This window comes from Cronbergia sp. UHCC 0137 (genome assembly GCF_034932285.1).
In the GTDB taxonomy this organism is placed as follows: Bacteria; Cyanobacteriota; Cyanobacteriia; order Cyanobacteriales; family Nostocaceae; genus Cronbergia.
In genome coordinates this window covers 30,197-52,612 of the sequence record NZ_JAYGHC010000030.1, presented here as the reverse complement: position 1 = coordinate 52,612, position 22,416 = coordinate 30,197, and the positions used below count along the sequence as shown (strand labels likewise).

Annotated in this window: 20 protein-coding genes; 8 read left to right on the top strand and 12 right to left on the bottom strand. The window is 39.0% G+C overall.

Features of this window, described 5'->3' with window-relative positions; translation table 11 throughout:
• The first annotated feature begins 479 nt into the window (after positions 1-479).
• Positions 480-1,256, top strand: coding sequence for a response regulator transcription factor (locus VB711_RS16335; RefSeq protein ID WP_323287216.1), 777 nt, complete (start codon positions 480-482; stop codon positions 1,254-1,256).
• A 197-nt stretch (positions 1,257-1,453) separates the two neighbouring features.
• On the opposite strand, the gene VB711_RS16330 is transcribed toward VB711_RS16335, so the two are convergent.
• From VB711_RS16330 to VB711_RS16305, 6 genes are all read right to left on the bottom strand, one after another.
• Positions 1,454-1,876, bottom strand: a complete 423-nt coding sequence (locus VB711_RS16330) for a hypothetical protein (protein ID WP_323287215.1) — start codon at positions 1,874-1,876, stop codon at positions 1,454-1,456.
• A 30-nt stretch (positions 1,877-1,906) separates the two neighbouring features.
• Entirely contained in the window at positions 1,907-2,200 is a 294-nt protein-coding gene (locus VB711_RS16325) for a hypothetical protein (protein WP_323287214.1), read from the bottom strand.
• Between the two features lie 94 nt (positions 2,201-2,294).
• A complete protein-coding gene (locus VB711_RS16320) occupies positions 2,295-2,540 on the bottom strand; it encodes a YgiT-type zinc finger protein (protein ID WP_323287213.1) in 246 nt (81 codons plus the stop codon).
• A 57-nt stretch (positions 2,541-2,597) separates the two neighbouring features.
• Positions 2,598-2,921: a DUF4258 domain-containing protein gene (locus VB711_RS16315; RefSeq protein ID WP_323287212.1), complete on the bottom strand. Its 324-nt coding sequence runs from the start codon at positions 2,919-2,921 to the stop codon at positions 2,598-2,600.
• A 186-nt stretch (positions 2,922-3,107) separates the two neighbouring features.
• Positions 3,108-3,548, bottom strand: a complete 441-nt coding sequence (locus tag VB711_RS16310; protein ID WP_323287211.1) for a DUF29 domain-containing protein — start codon at positions 3,546-3,548, stop codon at positions 3,108-3,110.
• 473 nt (positions 3,549-4,021) lie between these two features.
• Positions 4,022-4,408 (bottom strand): hypothetical protein, encoded by a 387-nt coding sequence (locus VB711_RS16305; RefSeq protein WP_323287209.1) that lies wholly within the window; start codon positions 4,406-4,408, stop codon positions 4,022-4,024.
• 212 nt (positions 4,409-4,620) lie between these two features.
• On the opposite strand from VB711_RS16305, the gene VB711_RS16300 reads away from it, so the two are divergent.
• Complete coding sequence (locus tag VB711_RS16300; protein ID WP_323287208.1) at positions 4,621-5,682, top strand: amino acid ABC transporter substrate-binding protein; 1,062 nt, start codon at positions 4,621-4,623, stop codon at positions 5,680-5,682.
• A 228-nt stretch (positions 5,683-5,910) separates the two neighbouring features.
• Here VB711_RS16300 and VB711_RS16295 read toward each other — a convergent pair whose 3' ends face one another.
• Positions 5,911-7,308 carry an amidase gene (locus tag VB711_RS16295; RefSeq protein WP_323287207.1) on the bottom strand — a complete coding sequence of 466 codons (1,398 nt, stop codon included), beginning with the start codon at positions 7,306-7,308 and terminating at the stop codon, positions 5,911-5,913.
• Between the two features lie 158 nt (positions 7,309-7,466).
• Here VB711_RS16295 and VB711_RS16290 point away from each other — a divergent pair, with 158 nt between their 5' ends.
• The 3 genes from VB711_RS16290 (at position 7,467) to VB711_RS16280 (ending at position 8,942) form a co-directional block, all read left to right on the top strand.
• Entirely contained in the window at positions 7,467-7,766 is a 300-nt protein-coding gene (locus VB711_RS16290) for a 30S ribosomal protein PSRP-3 (RefSeq protein ID WP_323287206.1), read from the top strand.
• A gap of 350 nt (positions 7,767-8,116) precedes the next feature.
• Positions 8,117-8,425 carry a type II toxin-antitoxin system HigB family toxin gene (locus VB711_RS16285; RefSeq protein ID WP_323287205.1) on the top strand — a complete coding sequence of 103 codons (309 nt, stop codon included), beginning with the start codon at positions 8,117-8,119 and terminating at the stop codon, positions 8,423-8,425.
• Between the two features lie 85 nt (positions 8,426-8,510).
• The gene (locus VB711_RS16280) at positions 8,511-8,942 is read left to right on the top strand and encodes a transcriptional regulator (RefSeq protein ID WP_323287204.1); all 432 of its coding nucleotides are present in this window, start codon (positions 8,511-8,513) and stop codon (positions 8,940-8,942) included.
• A 175-nt stretch (positions 8,943-9,117) separates the two neighbouring features.
• Here VB711_RS16280 and VB711_RS16275 read toward each other — a convergent pair whose 3' ends face one another.
• Complete coding sequence (locus tag VB711_RS16275; protein ID WP_323287203.1) at positions 9,118-11,319, bottom strand: sensor histidine kinase; 2,202 nt, start codon at positions 11,317-11,319, stop codon at positions 9,118-9,120.
• A gap of 42 nt (positions 11,320-11,361) precedes the next feature.
• Positions 11,362-13,065: an iron uptake porin gene (locus VB711_RS16270; RefSeq protein ID WP_323287201.1), complete on the bottom strand. Its 1,704-nt coding sequence runs from the start codon at positions 13,063-13,065 to the stop codon at positions 11,362-11,364.
• Between the two features lie 357 nt (positions 13,066-13,422).
• Here VB711_RS16270 and VB711_RS16265 point away from each other — a divergent pair, with 357 nt between their 5' ends.
• Positions 13,423-15,819 carry a CHRD domain-containing protein gene (locus VB711_RS16265; protein WP_323287200.1) on the top strand — a complete coding sequence of 799 codons (2,397 nt, stop codon included), beginning with the start codon at positions 13,423-13,425 and terminating at the stop codon, positions 15,817-15,819.
• Between the two features lie 205 nt (positions 15,820-16,024).
• The gene (locus VB711_RS16260) at positions 16,025-17,197 is read left to right on the top strand and encodes a low temperature requirement protein A (RefSeq protein ID WP_323287198.1); all 1,173 of its coding nucleotides are present in this window, start codon (positions 16,025-16,027) and stop codon (positions 17,195-17,197) included.
• Between the two features lie 51 nt (positions 17,198-17,248).
• On the opposite strand, the gene VB711_RS16255 is transcribed toward VB711_RS16260, so the two are convergent.
• The 3 genes from VB711_RS16255 to VB711_RS16245 form a co-directional block, all read right to left on the bottom strand.
• Positions 17,249-18,001, bottom strand: a complete 753-nt coding sequence (locus tag VB711_RS16255) for an MBL fold metallo-hydrolase (RefSeq protein ID WP_323287197.1) — start codon at positions 17,999-18,001, stop codon at positions 17,249-17,251.
• A gap of 81 nt (positions 18,002-18,082) precedes the next feature.
• Entirely contained in the window at positions 18,083-20,317 is a 2,235-nt protein-coding gene (locus VB711_RS16250; RefSeq protein WP_323287196.1) for an adenylate/guanylate cyclase domain-containing protein, read from the bottom strand.
• A 15-nt stretch (positions 20,318-20,332) separates the two neighbouring features.
• Positions 20,333-21,037, bottom strand: coding sequence for a DUF928 domain-containing protein (locus VB711_RS16245; RefSeq protein WP_323287195.1), 705 nt, complete (start codon positions 21,035-21,037; stop codon positions 20,333-20,335).
• A gap of 719 nt (positions 21,038-21,756) precedes the next feature.
• On the opposite strand from VB711_RS16245, the gene psbV reads away from it, so the two are divergent.
• Entirely contained in the window at positions 21,757-22,245 is a 489-nt protein-coding gene (psbV, locus tag VB711_RS16240; protein ID WP_323287194.1) for a photosystem II cytochrome c-550, read from the top strand.
• The last annotated feature ends 171 nt before the right edge of the window (positions 22,246-22,416 follow it).

Below are 22,416 nucleotides of genomic sequence, written 5' to 3'. Positions count from 1 at the left end.
GTGATAATTTAATTAGGGTTTGCGGAAAAAGTCTTTTCATTAGGGCTAGGAGTCAGGAGTCAGGAGTCAGGAGTCAGGAGGAAGAATTAGAAGGAGATTAGAATAGTCTCGAATCTTGGTAAATGAACAGTTTTTGATGATTTCATCGCTTATTACTTGCATCTTCTCCAACTTTTTCAGCCTGAAACTGTTGATATATCTAGGTTTTTGGTTTATATGCCTAACGGCACGCTACGCTATCAGCAAACCCTAATTATTTATTTTCTTCCCTGTTCCCTGACTTTACTTTGATGTCACAAGCATAACAAAAATTTAACAATATAACTAACTTGGCTGTGGTTAAAGCCTAAATTAAAGTTATTGCAAGTTTTTCTATAGTAAAATATGAAGATAATAGCACTTGAAGTAACCAAGGCTACAAAACCTTGGGCGTGAGATTGTTAATTTGAGAGTCATCGACGCTAAGGGGTCTTGACACTGTGGGTTCGGTTTGTATAGAAATCGTTGAGGGGAATCCCCATCTTAGATCATTGTTGGGTTGGCACTTGCAACAATTAGAATACCGAGTGCATCAAGCCGCTAGTATTTATCAAGCAAGGGAATTATTCCTCAGCTACCAACCAACGCTCGTGATTCTAGATGCGGATTTATCGGATGGTGATGGGATTGAGTTTTGTCGTTGGTTGCACCGTCAGCAACAGCCTTTAATTTTGATGCTTTCTGCCAAAAATAATGAAGCTGATATTGTTGCGGGGTTGAAAGCGGGAGCAGATGATTACTTGAGTAAACCTTTTGGGATGCAAGAGTTTTTAGCCAGAGTAGAGGCTTTAATTCGTCGCAATCGCACACCTACAGCACCAGCTTATTTAGATTATGGCACATTGCAAATTGATTTAGTACAGCGCCGTGTGCGTTTTCAAGGAGAATTTATTGATTTAACACCCCAAGAGTTTAGTTTATTGTATGTTTTAGCCCAAGCTGGGGGTGTTCCTTTAAGTAGATCGGAATTACTGCGTCGTGCTTGGCCTGACGCAATTGATAACCCCCGGACTATTGATACTCACGTTTTATCACTACGAAAAAAAGTAGAACTTGATCCGCGTCAACCTAGTTTAATTCAAACTATCCGTAATGTGGGATATAGATTTAACATGGAAATTCTCAATACTAATGTTCCCCAACCACCAGCCAAGTTGGAGTTGGCAAAAGAGAGATTTAGCAATCAACGTCCTACATTGACTACTCAAAGATCATAAGTAGGGATTTTCAGCGATCGCTCTCTGTGTAATATACCAAAAAGAGCGATCGCTTTTATTATTAAGTTAGTCATGGTGCAACATCAAAAGATTGACCTACAACCGTAGGGTGTGTCAGACAAAACGATTTAGGCTAAGATCATTAAATTTAAAATTCTGACGCACCTTATTTAATCTAACTGGCAACTTATGGTTAATTAGGAAGTGAGTGCTAAAGATTGTCTGGCTAATTGTTCAATTATAAGCGATCGGCAAAGTGCCTCAATTTTGTTGTTTCCACCGATATCAAAAAATATATGCAGCCATTCATCCGGGGAAAGAGAGAGGTTTTCTATCCAAGGGGAGGGGGTGACTTTACCCCAGCCAATAATTGTGCCAAGATTAGCCGGGATTCCTTCTAAGTCGTTAAGATTTGAATTAAGTTGTATATCGAGCCGAATGCAGGATTTCAGGATTACTTTTAAGACTTGTTGGGTGGCAGCAATTTCAGAATTTATATTAGTTGGATTAAGTTCCCAGTAGTAATTAAAATTGAGGATATAATCATGGGGAAATTGCCACCCCATTGAGAGCAATTCTGCTTCAGTAAAGTCATAAGTTAAAATGTTACCTGACGGCATGGTTTAGTAGTTTGGAGAGGCGAAAGTTATTCATTGAGATAGTTCTTCTTCTAAACGTTGTCTTCCCCTTGCTTTGATGGAGGTGAGTAAAGAAGGTAAGCTATTTTCGTCATACTCTGTATATTCTCCTTTTTCGAGTTGTTCAATACCTGCGGCTATATCCTGTTTTAAGGATATAAAATATTGTTGTTTTTGTTGTGATGTTAGGGAAGAAGGTTGAATTTTTTTTATCAGAATTTGGTATTCTTCTTGGGAAAGGGAAAGAATAATTTGAGCGAGGGAGTCTAGGAGTTTGGTGTTAATGGTAGAGGTAGGTTGATTCATAATTAAGTATGTGGCTGTTGTAGGAATCAATAATGCAGCTTGTTAACTGGTCTAATTATACCAAAAAGAGCGATCGCTTTTATTATTAAGTTAGTCATGATGCAACATCGAAAGATTGACCTACTAGAATTAAGTCTTGTGTTTCTTGTTTTTCTAATTTAGCTTTAATAGTTTCAAATTTCCTGATTGTATCTGGGTGATAATAACGTTCACCGCAATTATCACAAACTAAAGCACTGATTTTTAATGTTGCGGTATTACCACCACCTCTAATAATTTCAATGACTTTTTTTTCTAAAAGATTGCCATTACAAACAACACATTTATCAATGGGAATCATAATTATTACTTCCTATATGTTATATTAGGTCATTAACCAGAAAAGAAATAATTTAGTCTAATTGGGATCTCCGTATATTTTTCTAATACGCCAATTAATCCATTTATTTGAATCAGGACGATAGACAGTAATTAGCACGGCGAACCCTGTATCCTTATTATATGCCCACACACTATGAATAGGATCGCCTTTCTGATTATGTCCATAAATTAAGCAACTAGGATAGGGAGTATCTTTGGGATAGTCTTCAATTATCTCTCCTACAGTGACAGAAAAATTAATTTCGTCTATAACTAGATTATCTTTCTCTGCTTCTTCTTTTGCATGACGAGTCACAACTAGCTGATTTGATTTAATCGCTACAATAATATTGTTAATCATTATAATAAATTAAGTTGTAGGAATCAATAATGCAGCTTGTTAACTGGTCTAATTATACCAAAAAGAGCGATCGCTTTGATTATTAAGTTAGATATGATGCAAAATCGAAAGATTGGCCTACATCTGTAGGGTTATATTCAGACACAACAATTTAGGCTAAAATCACTTGCCAATAATTTATTGTTACTAAAAGTTCTTAGTTAACAAAGTATCCACATCACTGGGAAACGGGCAAATATCAGAAAAATAAACATCAGGATAACCATCTCTCACATTTTCTAATGCCATTTCATAACTTTTAGAGAGAATTTCTAAAACAAAACTTTTTAAACTTGGTGAATCTTCTAACTCAATTTGTAACCTTTGTCGAAAATTTCTAATTTCAATTTCCCAACCCCGATAACAGTCTGATATTGGTACATAACACCGCTTTAATAAAAGTTCCAATAAACGTACTAAAAAAATCCGCACAGTTTTACGGTGACTTTTTCCCAAAGATTCTACCTCTTCAATTAAGTTTTCCCAGTCTAAATTTTCGTTGTCTCTTGCTTTTAATTTACTGACTGTATCTTCAGTCCAGAGATAAAAATCTTCATCATATAGATTTTTTACTGGTGTTTTAATCATAATTTGTATCTCCTAGTATAACTTTAGCCTTGGTAATTAAGGCTCGGGCGATCGCTCTCTTGTAATATACCAAAAAAGAGCGAGTTTTCACCGACATCAAAAAATATATACAGCCATTCTATTTATGTTGATCGTATAAGACAATACAGTTTTATTGAATGGAAATTTTGGCAAATTGGCAGCCATAATTGCTGCGTTGTAGTTTTAATAGAAATATCAACAAGGGAATAGGATTGTCAAGCAGTTATGAGAGGAATGGATTTGTGCCAACCCTCAAAATTCCTACCCCGTTGCCAGTTGTTGAGAGAGTGCAGTTAAACATCTCTACAAATTGCTGCATTCTCTCACCGCTTCACGACAACTGGCTAATAATCTCACAGCAAAAATATGGTATTCGATTAGTTAATTTCATGAATACCTCAAAGTGTACATTGTTTAATTGTGTTTAGATGACAATCTGAAAACCAAATTTTTTAATCACTCAGCATTTGGGATATGATTGCATCGGCTTGTAATCTTTTATAGGTCAAACGGATGAGATTTGCAGAATCAAATAACCCACAAACATAACAGGCATAACCTAAAGCATCTAATAACATTAAAGTAGTCACACCTTCTAAAGCTAGAGATGAGATGAACTTTGTTAATCCATGATCGTTAGGGTTGACATCTATGGGCATTGCCAACAGCAAAAATCGAAAACAATCGACGGAGACAATCATCCCGTCTAATTCATGGTTTTCTGTTGCTAGATGAACAATACCTAGCATAATCTGATTGGGGGTGATGCCCTCTCTGATGAGGAGGCTAAATAAGGATACTAGATACTCAGGAGTGTGGTGGTCAAGTTTAAAGTTCATAATGCTGACCTATTTAGGTGTAACAATAAACGACGATTTTTTTGCAGATCCGGAAAAATTTGAGGCATTTTTTTTTATTTTTTGGTAGCGAGTGCATCCAAATTGATTAGATATTGATTTATTCAATCCAGCAAGAAGGGTGATACACTCTTTCCATACGGCTACTTGACTGGGATTGGTTTGTAACACTTTATTATTTTTGTCGAATATATATGCGTAAATCAGGTTTAATTTTAGCGATCGCTCCCATCATATTTACTCTAAGTGCTTGTAACGGTGAATCGCAAACAACTACAACCAGTACATCTCCAGCACCAGTAACTCGTAATCTCTGGGATGGGATTAAAAGCCGTAATCAAATCATCTGTGGTGTTAGTGGTGAATTACCAGGATTCAGTTTTGTGGGGACTGATGGTAAATATAGTGGGATTGATGTGGATATTTGTCGGGCTGTAGCTGCGGCTGTGTTTGATAATCCTAATGCTGTGGAATATCGCAATCTCAATGCTAAAGAACGGTTTACAGCTTTACAAACAGGGGAAGTAGATATTCTTAGCCGTAACACTAGCTGGACTTTTAGCCGTGATACTTCCCAAGGTTTAAATTTTGCTCCCGTGGTGTTTTATGATGGGCAAGCGTTAATGGTTCGCCAAAATAGCGGGATTAAATCTTTAGCAGACCTACAAGGAAAGGCGATTTGTGTCCAAACGGGTACTACCACTGAACAAAATTTAGCGGACCAAATGCGAAAACGGGGTATAACTTACAAACCGATTGTTTTTGAAGATATTAACGTTACGTTCGCAACCTATCAGGAAGGGCGTTGTGACGGTGTTACGGCTGACCGTTCGGCTTTGGTTGCCAGAAGGTCAACTCTGCCAAAACCTGAAGATAACACCATTCTCGATGATGTTCTTTCTTCAGAACCTCTTGCTCCAGCAGTAGCAAAAGGGGATGCAAAGTGGGCTGATATAGTGAAATGGACGATTTATTCTCTGGTAAAAGCCGAAGAGTTGGGGATTAATTCTCAAAATGTTACTCAGTTAGTTAGTAGTAACGACCCAGATATCAAGCGTTTTTTGGGTGTAGAAGATAATTTAGGTGAGGGATTAGGTTTAACTAAGGATTTCGCTGCACGGATAGTTAAGCACGTTGGTAATTATGGAGAAATTTACGATCGCAATTTAGGAACTAAAACTAAACTTAATTTACCTCGTGGTCAAAATCAACTCTGGTCAAATGGTGGGTTGTTGTATTCTCCACCTTTTCGGTAAACAGATTTGATGTATAGCAGGAGGCAGGAGGCAGGAGGCAGGAGTCAGGAGGCAGGAGTCAGGAGTCAGGAGTCAGGAGTCAGGAGTCAAACCCTGTTTTAGCAGGACTAAAAAACCTCAAACTCTTATTTCTCCGCGTCCTCTGCGTCCTCTGCGGTTTGATATTCCGTGATTAAAAAAACCCAACATTTTGGGGATTGTGTTGGGTTAGGGGATTAACTTTTTCAGCTAAATGCTAAATGCTGGACGGTGCTGAATCCAAGGTTTAGCGGCTTCTATTTGGGCAGCGAGACTAATGAGAGTAGACTCAGCCGCAGGTTTACCAATTAGTTGTACACTGATGGGTAAGCCATGACTATCAAAACCCATAGGAATAGCGATCGCTGGCAACCCAGTCGCATTGGCCACAGGACATGGTGCAACCCAATTCATAATATTTTGAAATGCCTCTTCTGGACTTAAATTAGCATATTCACCAACCATAATCGGTGAGTGCATATAAACAGGCAAAACTAGCACATCTACGCTATCAAAAAACGCCACAATCTGCCTTGAAAAAATCTGCATTTTAGAAAGCGCGTTTAAATAGTCAGCTACCGAACCAGTTCTAGCTAACAACCAGCGATTTATCGGTTGTAAAGCCGACGCAGGAAGTCCAGATGCAGCTACTCCCGATTGCCATACCATTTGAAATGGTTCTATTAACCCACTAAAATCGGGGCATTTTTGCTCAACTTGGTGCCCAAATTGTGATAGTAACTCAACAGTTTGTAAAACCCCTTGCTGACAGTTAGCGTCTGCTTCCCCAAAGGGAATGATCCCCGTGCTAAAGGCAATTTGCAAAGTACCAAGTTTTTGTTGAGTAGCAGCGAGAAAGCTTGGTTCTGGATTAGGTAGCCAATAAGGATCACCAGTCACATAACCAGAGATTGTGTCTAACATTGCGGCTGCATCAGCCACAGTTCTGGCAATTGGTCCATTGACAGCTATTCCCCCCAAGCGATCGCCCACCGGGGCTTTTGTGACTCTGCCCCTGGATGGTTTAATCCCTACCAAACCACAACAAGCCGCAGGACCACGAATAGAACCACCACCATCAGAACCTTGAGCGATCGCACATAATCCGGCTGCCACAGATGAAGCTGCACCACCACTAGAACCACCGGGGGTATATTCTAAATTCCAAGGGTTTCTGGCTGCGGGAAAGCCTGTAGGCTCACTGTAAGGTAAAGAACCTATTTCGGAAGTTGCGGTTTTGCCGAGAATAATAAACCCGGCTTTTTTAATTAGCGTTACTACGCCATCATCATAGTCAGGGATGTTATTCAGCAAAGCGGTATTACCGTAGGTACAACGAACACCAGCTACAGGATTCAAGTCTTTAATCGAAATCGGGACACCAAAAAATGGTGGTAATTCTGAAGTCGTAGCTAGTAATTCTGTTTTACTGGTGGCTTCAGCGATCGCCCTTTCTGCCGTAACCGTAAAATAACTTCCTAGTTGGGGGTTTAAACGCTCAATTCGGTCTAAATATATTTCTACCAGATCCAGGGGTGAGACTTCCTTGTTGCGAATCAACTGCGCCAATTCTAGGGCTGGAGTAAAAGCTAAATCAATTTTATTCATTTTTTTTAATCAACAACACCATACACCCTATACCCTACATCCTACAATCTACACTGGATTTGCAATTTGCCATAACTGTTTGGTCATTTGGCAAGAATTGGGTTAAAATGAGCGATCGCATATAGTAAGTAATGCCCGGATATTTCCCGGAGGTGTAATTGACCAAGTTCATTTTGAAAATTCTCTGGTTAGACGAGAACGTTGCTCTAGCAGTCGATCAAGTTGTCGGTAAAGGCACCAGCCCTTTGACTAAATACTTTTTTTGGCCCAGAAATGATGCCTGGGAAGAATTAAAAAAAGAGTTAGAATCCAAACACTGGATTACAGATGTTGATCGCGTTGAATTGCTTAATAAAGCAACAGAAGTGATTAACTACTGGCAAGAAGAAGGCAAAAACCGTCCCATGGCAGAAGCTCAGTTGAAGTTTCCAGAAGTTACCTTTACAGGTAGTGCTTGAGTATCACTTAAATACCTGTCGCTAGAATTTGCCCATCTGCACTGAAGGCGACTATCAAAACTGCCCATGTATGACCCAAAAGGTTGCTTAATCAGCTATAACATGGGTGGTTTTGAATTTCTTTAAATCCCACATTCACTAAGTTTAAAACTCAGGGTTTTGATCTCACCAATTACCCATTATAATTCAGGCGCTTGCAATTAACTTCGCAATTTGCTAATATTATTCCATGCAAAATCTAAAGCCTAACTTCTTCCTATTAATTAGGCAAGGCTTTTAGTTACTGAACATGAAATCAGGAGAAAAGATGATGAAAAGTATTTTTATTTGTATACGAGGAAAACCTGATTATGCGAATTGTTACCAAAACCAGGCTCAAGAACGCTTGTGAAAAGTATCCAGACGCTCAAGGAAGTATACAAACCTGGATAAAACTTGTAAAATTACAAGAATGGAATAGTTTTACGGATGTTAAAACTACTGTACCTTTTGCACCTGACCAAGTTAAAAACTTTGTCATTTTTGATATTGGAGGAAACAAATACAGATTGATAACCTGTATCAATTATAAGAAGAAAGCTATATATATTCGTGGCTTTCTTACTCATGCAGAATATAGTAAAGATAACTGGAAGAATGACGAATGGTTTGATAGCTAACCTGAATTAAAATGCCATTATTGAAAACTAGGATTAACGTTTATTAATCTGAGTTTGATTAACCAAATAATCCCATCAACATGAAATGCTAAATCAAAACACTAGCTATATAGAATTAATTACGTCTTTTCCTCCTCGTACCATAAAATCTGAAGAAGATTTAGAAAAAACTCAAGTAGTTGTTGATAAACTTCTTGATAAAGGAGAATTAACAGAGGCGGAAGAAGATTATTTGGATCTGTTGGGAATTTTAATCCATGAATATGAGCAACAACAAGATTTAGTTCCTGATATTTATGGAGTAGACCTTCTCAAAGTTCTGATTGCAGAATTAAATCTCAAACAAAAAGATTTAGTCCCTATCTTTAAAACCGAATCCATTGTTTCTGATGTACTCAATGATAAACGTAAATTAACTGTTGAACATATCCAAAAACTTGCAGAGTTTTTTAAAGTTTCACCTGCTGTATTTTTTCCAGAAAATCCCTTACAGCAAGATTTTTTAGAGGCTGCTTAAAGTTTGACAATCAAGACATTTACCAAGTGAAATGTAATACTTGTCAGTTAAGCTAAAAACATTAAATCAGGTAGGTTCGGTTGACGTTAGGAAACCCAACATTTACGGGCTTTTGTTGAGTTGCGCTGTCGCTTGACCCAACCTACAAAAACTGTACCTTTTGCACCTGACCAAGTTAAAAACTTTTAATAGGAATCCGAATTGAAAACTTTGTTCCGACTCCTGGAGTTGAAAAACAACTTATTTCACCATTATGCTTTTCCGTAATAATTTGATGACTAATAGCCATTCCCATCCCCGTACCCTTGCCAATAGGTTTTGTTGTAAAAAAGGGATTAAAAATCTGCTTTTGAACTGATTCAGGCATCCCTGGTCCATTGTCAGCAATGCTAACTTCTACCCATTTTGAATTAATTACGGTGGTAGAAATTGTAATACAACTGGTATGATTTTTAATTTTTGGATCTGTCTGATTATGATTAAATTCTTCTATAGCATCAATGGCATTTACTAAAATATTAAGAAATACTTGATTGAGTTGAGCCGGATAGCAACTGATTAGGGGTATATTCCCGTATTCTTTAATTAATTTAATTGCAGAATCATCAGAGTTAGCTTTCAAACGATGTTGCAAAATTAATAATGTGCTTTCTATGCCTTCATGAATATCTATGCCTTGAGTTTGTAATTGATCTAAACGGGAGAATGTTCGCAAAGATTTGACGATTTCTTGAATGCGTTCAGTCCCGATTTCCATTGAAGAAAGTAATTTTATAATATCTTCTTTGAGGAATTGTAAATCAATATCTGCAACTTTATCTTCAATAGCTACATTGTCACCAGGAAATTCTTGCTGATAGAGTTCTACCAATTCCAACAGATTTTGAGTATATTCTTTAATATGAATAACATTACCAGAAATAAAGTTCACGGGATTGTTAATTTCATGGGCAATACCAGCCATCAACAAACCCAAACTAGCCATTTTTTCACTTTGAATCATTTGGGATTGAGAATACTGGAGTTGTTCTAAGGTTTCTCTTAGTTGTGATGTTCGCTCTTCTACCCTTTGTTCTAATTGTTCATTAGTCTGTTCTAAGGCAGTAAATGATTCGCGCAGTTGTTGTGCCATTTTATTAAATACCTGCGCTAAAACCCCCATTTCTTTGACATTTGCAGGTTCTACAGTTTGGTTTAAAGCCCCATTAGCGATCGCTTCCGATGCCTGAATTAAGTGTAAAATCGGCTGGGTAATCCATTGTGAGGTATAAATTCCTAAAACAATGGCTACTATTAATGCTATTAGGCATAAAAAGATAGTCAATCGAGTGTTAGCCTGAATTGCTGCCATAAAATCTGATTCAGGAATCACCACCACACTCAACCAATCAATCCCTCTAGTATCTTGAATGACTGATAATTGAACAAACTGCTGCTGACCATTAAGTGAAAAATTAATTTGTTCATTGCCTTGAACATTCCGAAAATCACCGAATTTTTGTAACACGGTTTGGGCTGTGGAATGAATAATTGGATTTTCTGCTTTGATTGCCGGAATTAAAGTGAGTTTTTGATCTTTAATCAGATAAGGTCGCTCAATTACTGAACTAACAATTAAATTACCTGACCGATCAATAATAAAAGTTTGACCAGTCCGCCCAATTTTTAAATTTTTCAAAAATTCATGGATTTTTTCAATCCTAAATAGAGCATTCTGCACCCCCAGAAATTTGCCAGTTTTACTGTAAATAGGCTCAGATAAAGAAATTGCTACTGATGAAAAATTAAAACTGGCACTGATATAAAGATCACTCCATACTGGTTGATTGGCCTTAATAGGAGCCAGATACCAGGGACGATTTCGGGGGTCAAATTTTTGAATTTTTAACAGTTGAGATGGCTTACCTTGATCATCAAGCTCTTGGATGCGTCGATTGGGTAAATTAGCTGCTTCTCCAATGCGAGAGACAATTTTTTTATTTTGTAAGCGTTCTACACCAAGACTCGTACCTTGAGGAGTGCCGATTTGAAGATAATCTGTGGTGTTTTGCTGAATTAAGCGCCAAAATAATTGCTGTAATACCTGTAAATCTGTCAATTTAATGTGTTCTTCTGCAATAGCGATCGCTATAGTATGGTTAACCACATAATGTCTATCTAGAAATACCAATACTTGCTGACGAATGCGATTACTTGTTTCTTCCCGTAATTGACTTGCTACATCATTAATTGCCTTTTCACCATTACGCAGAGAGAAATAACCAGTTAATCCAACTGCTAAACAAATCTGTATAACAAAGGGAACAACCAAAATCAACCGCAGGGGAATCTGCTTGGTCATATTGATACGGATATGTTTTTCAGGTGTTAGACCCATAATTTTGATATAAAAGGTTTTGGCTAATAGTGTGTCCAGATATTAAAAATTAAACGTTGTTCTAAATCCACCGATCACAATATCTTCGTTATCAGCATCCTGATTAGGCGCTGTAATCCAAATAACAGAGGGGGTAATGGAGAGGTTCCTTGTAATTTGATGTCTATAATAACCTTCAATATGTAGTGATGTGTCTTTTTTAAATTGCTGATAGGGTAGTTCACTTCTCACACCTGTAAGAGTAGGTTCTACTCCCACAATTAAGCCTCCTTGATTTCCCTGTTTAAACAAATCAGGAAAGGCTGTTTGAATTGAGTAAGTCCAAATATCAGCATCTCCTTTTCCTAGTAGTCTGGCTTGAATTAAATTAGCCCAACCGCCAACTAAAACCTTGGGAGTAATGGCAAAATAGCCGCCAATTTGATAAGCATTGGTGCTAACGGCAGAAGCCTCATCAAACAATACACCAGCATCATCAAACCGATTGGCTAAAGCTGTACCAACAAAACCATTACCTCTAAAGGTTTGACCATTGTTAAAACCGAAATTACCAGGAGCAAAGTAACCGTGTTGATATAAAAGTTGTAAGAACAAACCAGGATTGGGATTATAGTTAATTTGGGCAGCAGCAACGTAGTCTCCATTAAATAGACCTCCTGCTTGGGATTCATTAGCAAAGGTAGATAGGTAGGTCAAGGTTAAAACAGTGGAATCAAAAATTTTAGAACTAGCTGAAACTCCTGTTCCAGCGCCTACTAAATAAATGGGGGGGGCTTCAGCAAAGGTACTTGTGGGACCAAGACCAATTCTATAATAAGGGGCAAATCGAGAGAGTAAGACAGGGCTAAAACGATAGCGATTAGCGGCAACTACGTCTATAATTAAATTTTTGCCGACGGGAAATTGATATTCCAAACCTATTATTCTCGCATTACCAAAGGTATCACCTGAACCTGTGGTATCACTAGCACCTTCCCTAGTTGAACCAACATTTCTCCCATTATTGTTGGTGGTTAATTCTGCAAATTCTGAATTTGTACTACCAATAGCTGTCAACAATAAATCTTTACCTGTGAAGCTAGTCAGCAACCCTAAAAAGAGGTTATATTGCATATTAGCTTGAGGATTTCCATCACCTGAAAAATAGGTATTGGTTTGAACTCTTAAATTTCCGAATAGTTTGGTGGTGGTGGAAAATTGATTTGTTTCTAGTTTGGTGATATTACTTTCTAAGGTATCTAGTCTATTGCTTAATGTTGCTAAGTCACCAGAAAATTCCTGTTGTAAACGCTGTAAGGTAATCAAGTCTTGCTGATTAACTAGATCCTTGGTTGATGTGGCAATTAGTTCATTAATTCGCTCTAAACAAGCATTTAAACCTGCGGCAAATTCATAACGGCTGATGGGACGATTACCACGATAGGTATTGTTCGGATAACCTGCAATACAACCATATCGTTCAACTAGGGATTGTAAAGCTTGAAATGCCCAGTCTGATGAAGAAACGTCTTGTAATTGAGAAACATTGGTGAACTGAGCTACAGGGTCAGTATTGTTACTTATATCATCAATGGGTAAATTAGGGGTTGTGGGAATGGAGATACCTGTTTGAGGTTTTGGGGTTGGTAATTCTTGTTCAATTTTATTGCCAAGTATAGGCGATATCTCTGCTTCTAAGGGTGACTGAGCGATCGCTGGTGTTAAAGTAGAAATTAACAATTGGGAAACTAAAACTATCAGTCCCATGCTCGAATTGGAAAAATATTGTTGTTTCATATTGAATATGAATTGATTGCCTTGTTTTTTTTGATAATTAGCTCTGTATACTAGCAGAATTTGGTTGATAGGAGTTATGCATTGACAGAATCTATTACATCAAGGTTATAAATTGTATCTCTTTTAGGATACCTCAGACCCACATAGTCTTTATAATTCTTTTAGCTTCTGTAGAAATCGAACATGATTAACTAAAATCAAAAGCTTTGCTGGGAGGTGAACCTAGTACACAAAACTGATTCTTGCCATTTACCCGGCAAATACTTACTTAAATATTCAGCTTTGAGCAATTTTTTCCATCTCTAAACTAAAAAGGAAATTAACTATATGACACATCCCATAGGTTCTTTGCCAACAAACTCATCCGGCACCGAGACTGATTCTAGTCACTCCGATGAAACAAAAGACTATTCTATATTCAACAACACATTGGCGGGTAATTATCTAATAGTCCCCCAAGACGCTCCCCCAGATAAACGTCCGGCCATCTATACATCTGGTGACTTATACACCTTCCTACTCACCACCAAAGAAACCAACTTCGGATTAAATGCCTTTGATTTCTTTATTCCCACTGCTGGCGGTCCACCACCACACATTCACAACTTTGAACACGAAGCATTCTTTGTCGAAGAAGGTACAGTTAGCTTCTTTGTTGGTAACGAAGCCGGCGCACTAGATATTCCATCAGGAGATCCTGGCAAAGCAGAATTTATCCTACAAGGATTACCAGAAGGTACTTTCATCTTCGGACCGAGACTCAGACCCCACGGATTTGCCAACCCAAGCTCAACTGTGGCAACATCAGGAACAAACACCGGGGCAAGGATTCTCTCAATTACTACCCCCGGAGGATTAGACCTGTTATTTCAATTTGCAGGTATTCCCGTTACAGACAGAAATGACCCAATCCCCCCACCACCAGCCGGTATTGACCCCAAACAATTAGAATTTGGACAACGCACCGGCGGAGGAGTGGCATTTAATGGTTATGTCCCCCCCGCAGGAACTCCAAATTATATATTGGTGTTACCAGATAGCGCATCTCAAGAGTTAAAGGACACAATACAGTCTCAATTAGCCGGGGTAGAAGGATTCACTATTTCAACCTATAGTGAGAGACCAAAAGTTACAGGACCCTTTGGCATCGAATATACTTCCCTGAGTAGCTTTGCAGAAACAGTAGATGATCAAGGTAATAAACTTGCATACAATAGTTTTTCCCTAGCACCTCAAACCACTGACAGCTTTGTTCAAGCATACTTGAATGGTAGTCAAGTCGTACAGCCAAAACAATCACCGGGTACTGGCACTGCTGATCTAAAAATCAATGATCAAGGAGAAATTGAGTACACCTTAACCGTGAAAGGCCTAGATTTTGGCGAATTGGTAGAAGGTGGTACACCCCAAACTGCTGATACTCATGATGATGTCACAGCTATCCATATTCACGCGGGTGAACGGGGTAGCAATGGTGGACATATATTTAACATTTTGGATGCTAACGCACAAGATGAAACGGACCTGAGCATTGAGTTAAGTGAAGGAGAAGCTACTATTAGCGGGATCTGGAATCAGACAGAAAAAGAAATTCCCGCCATTTTAAGTAGTTTTCTCAATGATCCTGGTTTACCTGGAACTGAAAGCAATTTCTATCTACAGGTGCATACCAAAGGAAATCCCAGTGGTGAAATCAGGGGTCAAATTGCCAGCAGTACGGATGCTTTTCCCGAACATACTCAAACTAACAACCACGAAGCTTTTTATGTCCGGGAAGGTACACTATCATTAAAAGTTGATCATGAGGTCAGACTGGTAGAACCTGATACTTTTGTCTATCTGAAACCAGGGACTGAATACTCTTTTGCCAACTTTGGAACTGAAGAAGTAAACTCTTTGGCAATTTCTGTAGACTCACCACAAGTCGTAGCAGCAGTTATACCATCAACTTTAAATGCTCAGAGTAGCGTCTTGCCGACAGAAGTTAAATTCATTGGTAGTAGCGAAAGTGTCTTTGGAGACACGACTGGTAGCCGCCGCCGAATTTACGGTGGTGAAGGAAATGATGAAATCTTGGTGAATAAAGATGATCGTGCCTTTGGTAAAAACGGCGACGATATCATTGATGCTTCTCAAGGTGAAGGTGGAAATCGCCTTTACGGAGGAGATGGCAATGATGAAATCTTAGTTAGCACCAATGATCGTGCCTTCGGGGAAGATGGAGATGATACCCTTGATGCCTCTGGAAATGGTGGTTACAACCGTCTAGATGGTGGCAAGGGTAACGATATGCTTTTTGCTGGTATGTCTGACGAGTTGTTTGGTGGAGAGGGGAATGATACCCTGATCATTGGCACTGGTGGTAAAAATCTTCTCTATGGTGGTGCTGGAGAAGATTTATTCGTGGTTGCTGATGGTGGATTTGCTGAATCGGTTGTGGAAACTAGACAATTGACTAATTTAGGTCTGCCACAGTTAACAGATACCCAGAATATGATTATGGACTTTCAACCAGGTGGCGATCGCATCGTCATTAAAAACATAGCTCATATTACCTCTTTTGCTGACTTGACCCTATTACCAGCTTTTGGTGATATCAGAAGTACGAGCATTGTCGCTAATGTTAATCCTTTGGGAAGCGCCGATACCTCTCAAATAACCCTGGCCACTGTATCGAATATTTTGTTTAACGAATTGACAGCTACTGATTTTGCTTTCGCCTAAAACACGAATTTAGTTAACGACCCACAAGGTGAAATAATGATCCTTGTGCAATACCTTGTCCAAATCGAAAAGAGTGTTGATTTGTAGGTTGGGTTGACGTAAGGAAACCCAACAAATGCGTCGGGTTGCGCTGTCGCTTAACTCAACCTACAAAAAATGGACAAGGTATTGTTGTGGGTTTATTTTTACTAACTTATTTAATTTGATGAATAAAAATTGGTGGCGATCGCCTATATTAAGAGTTGGGGAAGACCATGAACAAAGACGTGCCACTTGGCTGGAACTGTTTTATGATCTAGTATTTGTGGTAGCGATCGCTGAATTGGCTCATAATCTCAGTCAAGATGTCTCATGGTGGGGATTAATTAGTTTTGTTGCCCTGTTTGTGCCAATTTGGTGGTGTTGGTTAGGTGCTACCTTCTACGCTACTCTATTTGACACCGATGATCTGGGTGATAGACTCCTGACTCTATTACAAATGATGATCATTGCTGCTTTGTCAGTCAATGTACATCATGGTCTAAGTACATCTTCCCTGGGCTTTGGGATCACTTATGTAGCCGCTCGTACTATTCTGATTATTCAATATCTCATCGCTGGATATTATATTCCCCAGGCTCGTCCTTTAACCAATTGGTACATCAAAGGCTTTAGTCTAAGTATGCTATTTTGGTTAATATCGCTGCTTGTCCCCACTCCTTGGCGGTTTGGATTTTGGACATTGGGGCTAATGTTAGAATTTATTACTCCCCTGGGTACGGGTCATTTAGCAGCCCAGATTACACCAAACTTGTATCATGTACCAGAACGTTTGGGACTATTTACCATCATTGTTTTAGGTGAATCATTTGCTGCTGTAGTTAAAGGTGTAACGGAAAAGCAATGGGATACTTCATCTTTACTCGTCGCTGGCTTTGGAATGAGCATAGCCTTCAGTTTTTGGTGGCTGTACTTCGATAGCGTCGATGGATCACCCCTAGAAACGATGAAAACTGGCAAAATGGGAATTTTTATCACTTGGCTTTATTCTCACCTATTCCTGGCTATGGGACTGGCAGCTACAGGGGTAGGAGTCAAGCATTTAATTACTAACAGTGCAGTTACGCTTTTACCAGTTAATGAACGATGGCTTTTCTGCGGTGCGGTAACAGTTTGTTTGCTAATTTTAGCAGTGATTAACCTAACTACCTGTATTCTGGAAAAAAACCGTTTAGGTAGGATTTTGAGCTTTTATCGTTTGGGTGCGGCCGGATTTGTGTTATGTTTAGCGATCGCTGGGACGATGTTATCTCCTGTAATATTAACTACATTAGTAGCTACCGCTTGTCTTGTCACAGTTGCCCTAGATTTATTTGGTACAACTCAACAAGGTAGCTGATAAATAGGACTTCCAAACTGTTCCCTGTTCCCTGTTCCCTATAGATGAAGTTTAAAACTCAAAAACCTGCCCACACTTAACAAAACCACAAAATCCATCTTTTTTAGCATCAGGAAGATTCCCCGGTTGATAACCATAAAGCCACATTTTAGTTCTAATTTTTTCTGGTAAAGTTGAAAGTTGCTCATAATTAGCATGAACAGGAGTTTGATATAATGAAGTTTCACAATCATGAAAAATTATATCTGCTTGTTCATAAAATTCCCCATTTTGAGGAATACATAACTGAGTATCAGTAGATAAAAATATTTTAACTCCTGCTAAAGTAAAAAATAAACCATAGCTGGGCATGATAAAGTATCCATTGTTAACATGAATAACTTTCACCAACTTAAAGTGGATTCCTTCCCAGACAAAATAACCTTGATGATCAATTTTATGCGGTTCAAAAAAAGTTTCTAAACTAGCAATATCCCCATCAAGAGACATCAAACCACCAGATAAAGTTCTATTCCACAAATCATTAGCTACATCCTTACTCAAATAAAGATGGGGTTTTTTGCATTTGGGGTCAAACAATGTACTAAAAGCAATATATTCCAGCCCTCCCACATGATCAGAATGCAAGTGACTAATGTAAATATCAGTAACATCAAGATGGGATAAACCAGCCTTATGTAGAGAAAATCTAATATCTGTACCACAATCAATCAAAAGTTTATGATTTTGCTCAGTGACTATGAGCATATTTGACTGAAAATTATCAGCGCCAACAGTGAAAGCCGAACCTGAGCCTAAAAACATCAACCTGATCATCTTTACCAGTAGTCAATAATTGGATGTTGTCAATTAGTTTATAGCAAATCTGCAACAAATATCTGTAATTTATCGACTATTTACTGTATTTTTACAAAAATTTGACTCCATGATCCAGTTTAACATTGTTACTACAGATGGGGTCTTGGAAGTAAAATAAATGTGGAATTTGCCATTTTCTAGAGATGTTTCCAAGACTTTGGCATAAACATCTTCCTCTACTGGGTAATTAGGTGTTAATAAGTTAAGTTTAATGTTACACAATCCTGGTGGTATTTGTTGTTGGGTGTTATCACAGTTAATTTCGGCTTGTTGAGATGAAAGTTTGACTAAACTTCCAGAGAATAAAACATCACCGATTTGCTTACCGTCTAGAACTGCATATTGAATGGGAATTGGTTCAATCAGAGTCACTAACTCTTCTGTTTCTGGAGATAGAAAGAGATTATATTCTCCAGCAATACCACCAACTTCATAGATAGTAATGGGTTGTTTAACTCCCTTGAGTGATACCTGTTGTTGTCGGTTGATTTGGACAATTGATCCTGCTTCCTTTAAAGTCGATTCAGAAATAAAAATTTGACCACCAATGGTAAAGGATTCAATCCGATAAGTTAAATTAACTTGGCTACCAACAATACCATACTTAGCGCGTTTTTCTGAACCAATATTCCCTACCACTACAATACCTGTGTTAATGCCAATACCCATTTCTAGTGGGGGTAAATTCCACTCTTTCATTTTTTCATTAACTTTGACCATTGCTAATTGCATGGCTACAGCGCAAGCAACAGCCCTTACAGCGTCGTCTTTTCTAACTGTCGGCGCGCCAAAGAGAACCAAAATTCCATCACCCATAAATTCATCAATTGTTCCTTGATAATGGGTAATCACATCCGCCATACATTCCAGATAAAAGTTGAGGACTTTTACTACTTCTTCTGGCTGCAATTGTTCTGATGTGGCGGTGAATCCTCTTAAATCGGAGGTAAAAATGGTGATTTGTCGTCTTTCGCCACCAAGTCTCAATCCTTGGGGGCTTTCTAATAAATTGGCGACTACTTCATCAGTTAGGTAGCGTCCAAATATTTTGCGGATATCGCCGGCAGTGCAAGCAATGTAAGCGGTGATGGCAATGACAGACCCTGCTAGGGCGACAAATGGGGGGACTATGGGTAGCCACCAGCCGTTGATAAAGGCTATGTAGGTGCTACCCAATAATATCCCACCGGAGACAATAACGCTGGCTGACCTGTGGAATGTGAGCAGGTTCTGTAATCGCAATTTCCAGGTTAGAGTAGCCCCAATTGCGCTCCAGATGGTAATCCATAGCCATTCTTGGGGTTCTGTCCAAGTTTGGAATAAGGGACGGTTTTCTAGGGCAGCACTGATGATTTGGCTGGTGATGTTGGCATGGATTTCTACCCCATTCATGGGTTCTGGTAAACTCAGTAATCCACCGCTATAGGGAGTGAAGAATGAGTCTTTGAAACTTTCTCCCACGTACCCAATTAAGATGATGCGATCGCTCCCCCAGTCTGCTGACACCCGATCTTCTAAAATATCTGTCATGGAGACAGTATCAAAGTACAGGCTTGGTCCCCGGTAGTTAATTAGGATCTGGTAGCCACGAGCATCGGCTCGCACATAACCACCATCGTAGCTTTCAAAAGGGATAAATTTTGTTTTCCCCATCTGCCAATCTTGACTGGGAAAAATTCCTGCTTTTTCTAAATAATGCAAAGCCAAGTGCAAACTAAAGCTGAACACATCTTCCCCATTTTGATCATTAACGTGCAACAAACCACGTCGGATTTTGTTATCTGCATCAAAAATCAGGTCGTTTGCCCCTACTTGCCCTAAAGCTTTGAGTACAGGTGGTGGATCTACTGTTTCTCGTCTAGTTTTTCCCACTACTTTCTGGATACCCACTAAATAGGGGGTGGATTTGTAAACTGCTGTTAATTCTTCATAACCTGGTTCTACGGGTAAATCACGATAAATGTCTAAACCGATCGCTCTTGGTTTTTTAGCTTTGAGTTTATTTAACAACTCAGCTAAGGTGCTATCTGGGATACTGGGACGTTTAAGCCGATGCAGGTCTGTTTCATCAATACCGACGATCACAATGCGGGGATCACGGGGTTCTGGGGGGCGCGATCGCATATATTGATCGAAAACTCCCCACTCCCAAGACTGCAATAACCCTGTAAACCGCAATAAGATCACCAATGCCGCCACGGCAGGAGTCGTAATCCATACACCACGCCATTGCCAAAGCAGATTTTTCCAATTTGTCCACATCTATCGCTATCCCCATTAGGGTTTTGTGCAGCAGTTTAGGAAAGGTTCTTTAGCGATCGCTTCTAAACCTACAGATTTTAAAAGTTCTTCCCACTCTTTCGGCTTCTCGGTTTTCAACTCAGCAATATTGCTCAATGTCTCCTGCCAAATATTATACTTGGCGTATATTTCCGCCTTTTTTAGAGGGGTGGCTGCGTCGAGGTAACTATCTAAGGATGAACTCAGTGTGGTCTTTTGCAGTGAGCCATAAGTATACTCATCCTGGCTTCTGTCTTCAGGATTGCAAATTAAGGTGAAGAACCAACGATATTTTTGACCTGTTTTTAAAGTAGCACTCTCTGGAATGGTGAGTTTAACTATTCCCGGACTACCTGGAACTGTAAAATTTGTTTGATAGATCTCATTCTCCAGTTCATCCTTCACCACAAGTTCTCCAATGGTTGCCGTAGTTTTAGGAATATACCAGTACAATTGGGGATTATTGGCAACCGTATTCCCTTGATTGGCTCTTGTGGGCATTAAGGCCGTTAAAGAAGGTTTACCTGACTCTACACTAATACAACTCGCCCCTCTTCTTCCTCCTCCCACGGTTCTTTGGGGATTACCTCGCGGATCTGCTGATGGAAACTCAAGACTGATTTTGATCGGTGAAGGCTGGGCTAACAATTGACCTGGTAAGGCTGAAACAATTAACATTGTTGGTGAAATGCCAACAACCATTTTGATTACGGACTGAATATATTTGTGGTAATACATGATGGTAATATTATGTTTTTTGATTTTAATCTGTATGAGGTTTTGAGAAAATTTACTTTTCGTTACATATTTCTGCTTTTCCCAGTCCACCTAACTCAAGTTGCTAGGTATTAATTTTTTGGATATTTTGTAGTATGTAGGGTGCGTCAGACAGAATAATTTAGGCTAAAATCGCTAACTTTAAGTTTCTGACGCACCTTATTTGACTAAAAAAGCAACTTATGTCACTTACTTGTCTAGATTTGTCTTTAAACTGTGTGCCTCGCTTGCCAATATGTCCTAAGTCTTAATTTAGTAAAATACTGTTCCCAAGTTTTCGCCCTCAAATTAATTATAACTCAGTAATAGCCTCTGTATTTTGCTCACTTGCTAAAAGACATTAGCAGATTTAGGAGCAATTGGAAAGAAAGATTTTTATTGGTGGTAGGGGTACAAATAAATCATTCCCGATCCCCCATCCTCCCAGATGAGGATCGACCGTATTTTGGCCGATAAATTGGACTCTTAACATGATATTGATATTAAAGTGACTCAATCTCTATCTAAATAAAAAGCATTATGGATTTTGCAAACCTCTGGAGTGCAGAGATAGGGGCAGACCATAAAAATACTGGAAGTAGCAATATGGAGATTGAGTATCGCTGTTTTATCTGTGTTGAGCATCAAAATCTTTAAGGAGAAATATGTTTAGAACACTATTTGGTTTTGTGGCTGCTGTTTTGCTTACGTTTCAATTGTTTGTCGGTAGTGCAGTAGCAGTGGAACTGGATGAAGCCATCAGAACAGTTCCATTAAATGCTCAGGGTGAGACAATTGTACTCAGCCTAAAACAAATCAAACAAGGGAAAAGGTTATTTAATGATACTTGCGCCCAATGTCATGCTGGGGGAGTTACCAAGACAAACCAGAACGTGGGACTAGAACCAGAATCCTTGGCACTAGCGACACCAAACCGTAATAACATCGCAGGATTGGTAGATTATATGAAAAATCCTACCACCTACGACGGTGAAGTGGAGATATCTGAACTCCATCCCAGTATGAAGAGTGCAGATATTTTCACAGAAATGCGAAATCTGACTGATGAGGACTTGGAAGCGATCGCTGGACACATTCTACTACAACCAAAAATTGTTGGTACTAGATGGGGAGGCGGTAAAATCTATTACTAAACCTCAAGGCATCACCTTCATAATTAAGTAGGTAGGGTTAGAATTACCCTGACTCTCCAACAGAATCTAAGTTCCCAGTCTTGATACCTTCAGCCTTGGAGATCATTCACCAAAGCATTTCTTGAAACTTTTTTGGGAATCGGGGCTGGGGACTTAGCATTTTCAGGCATT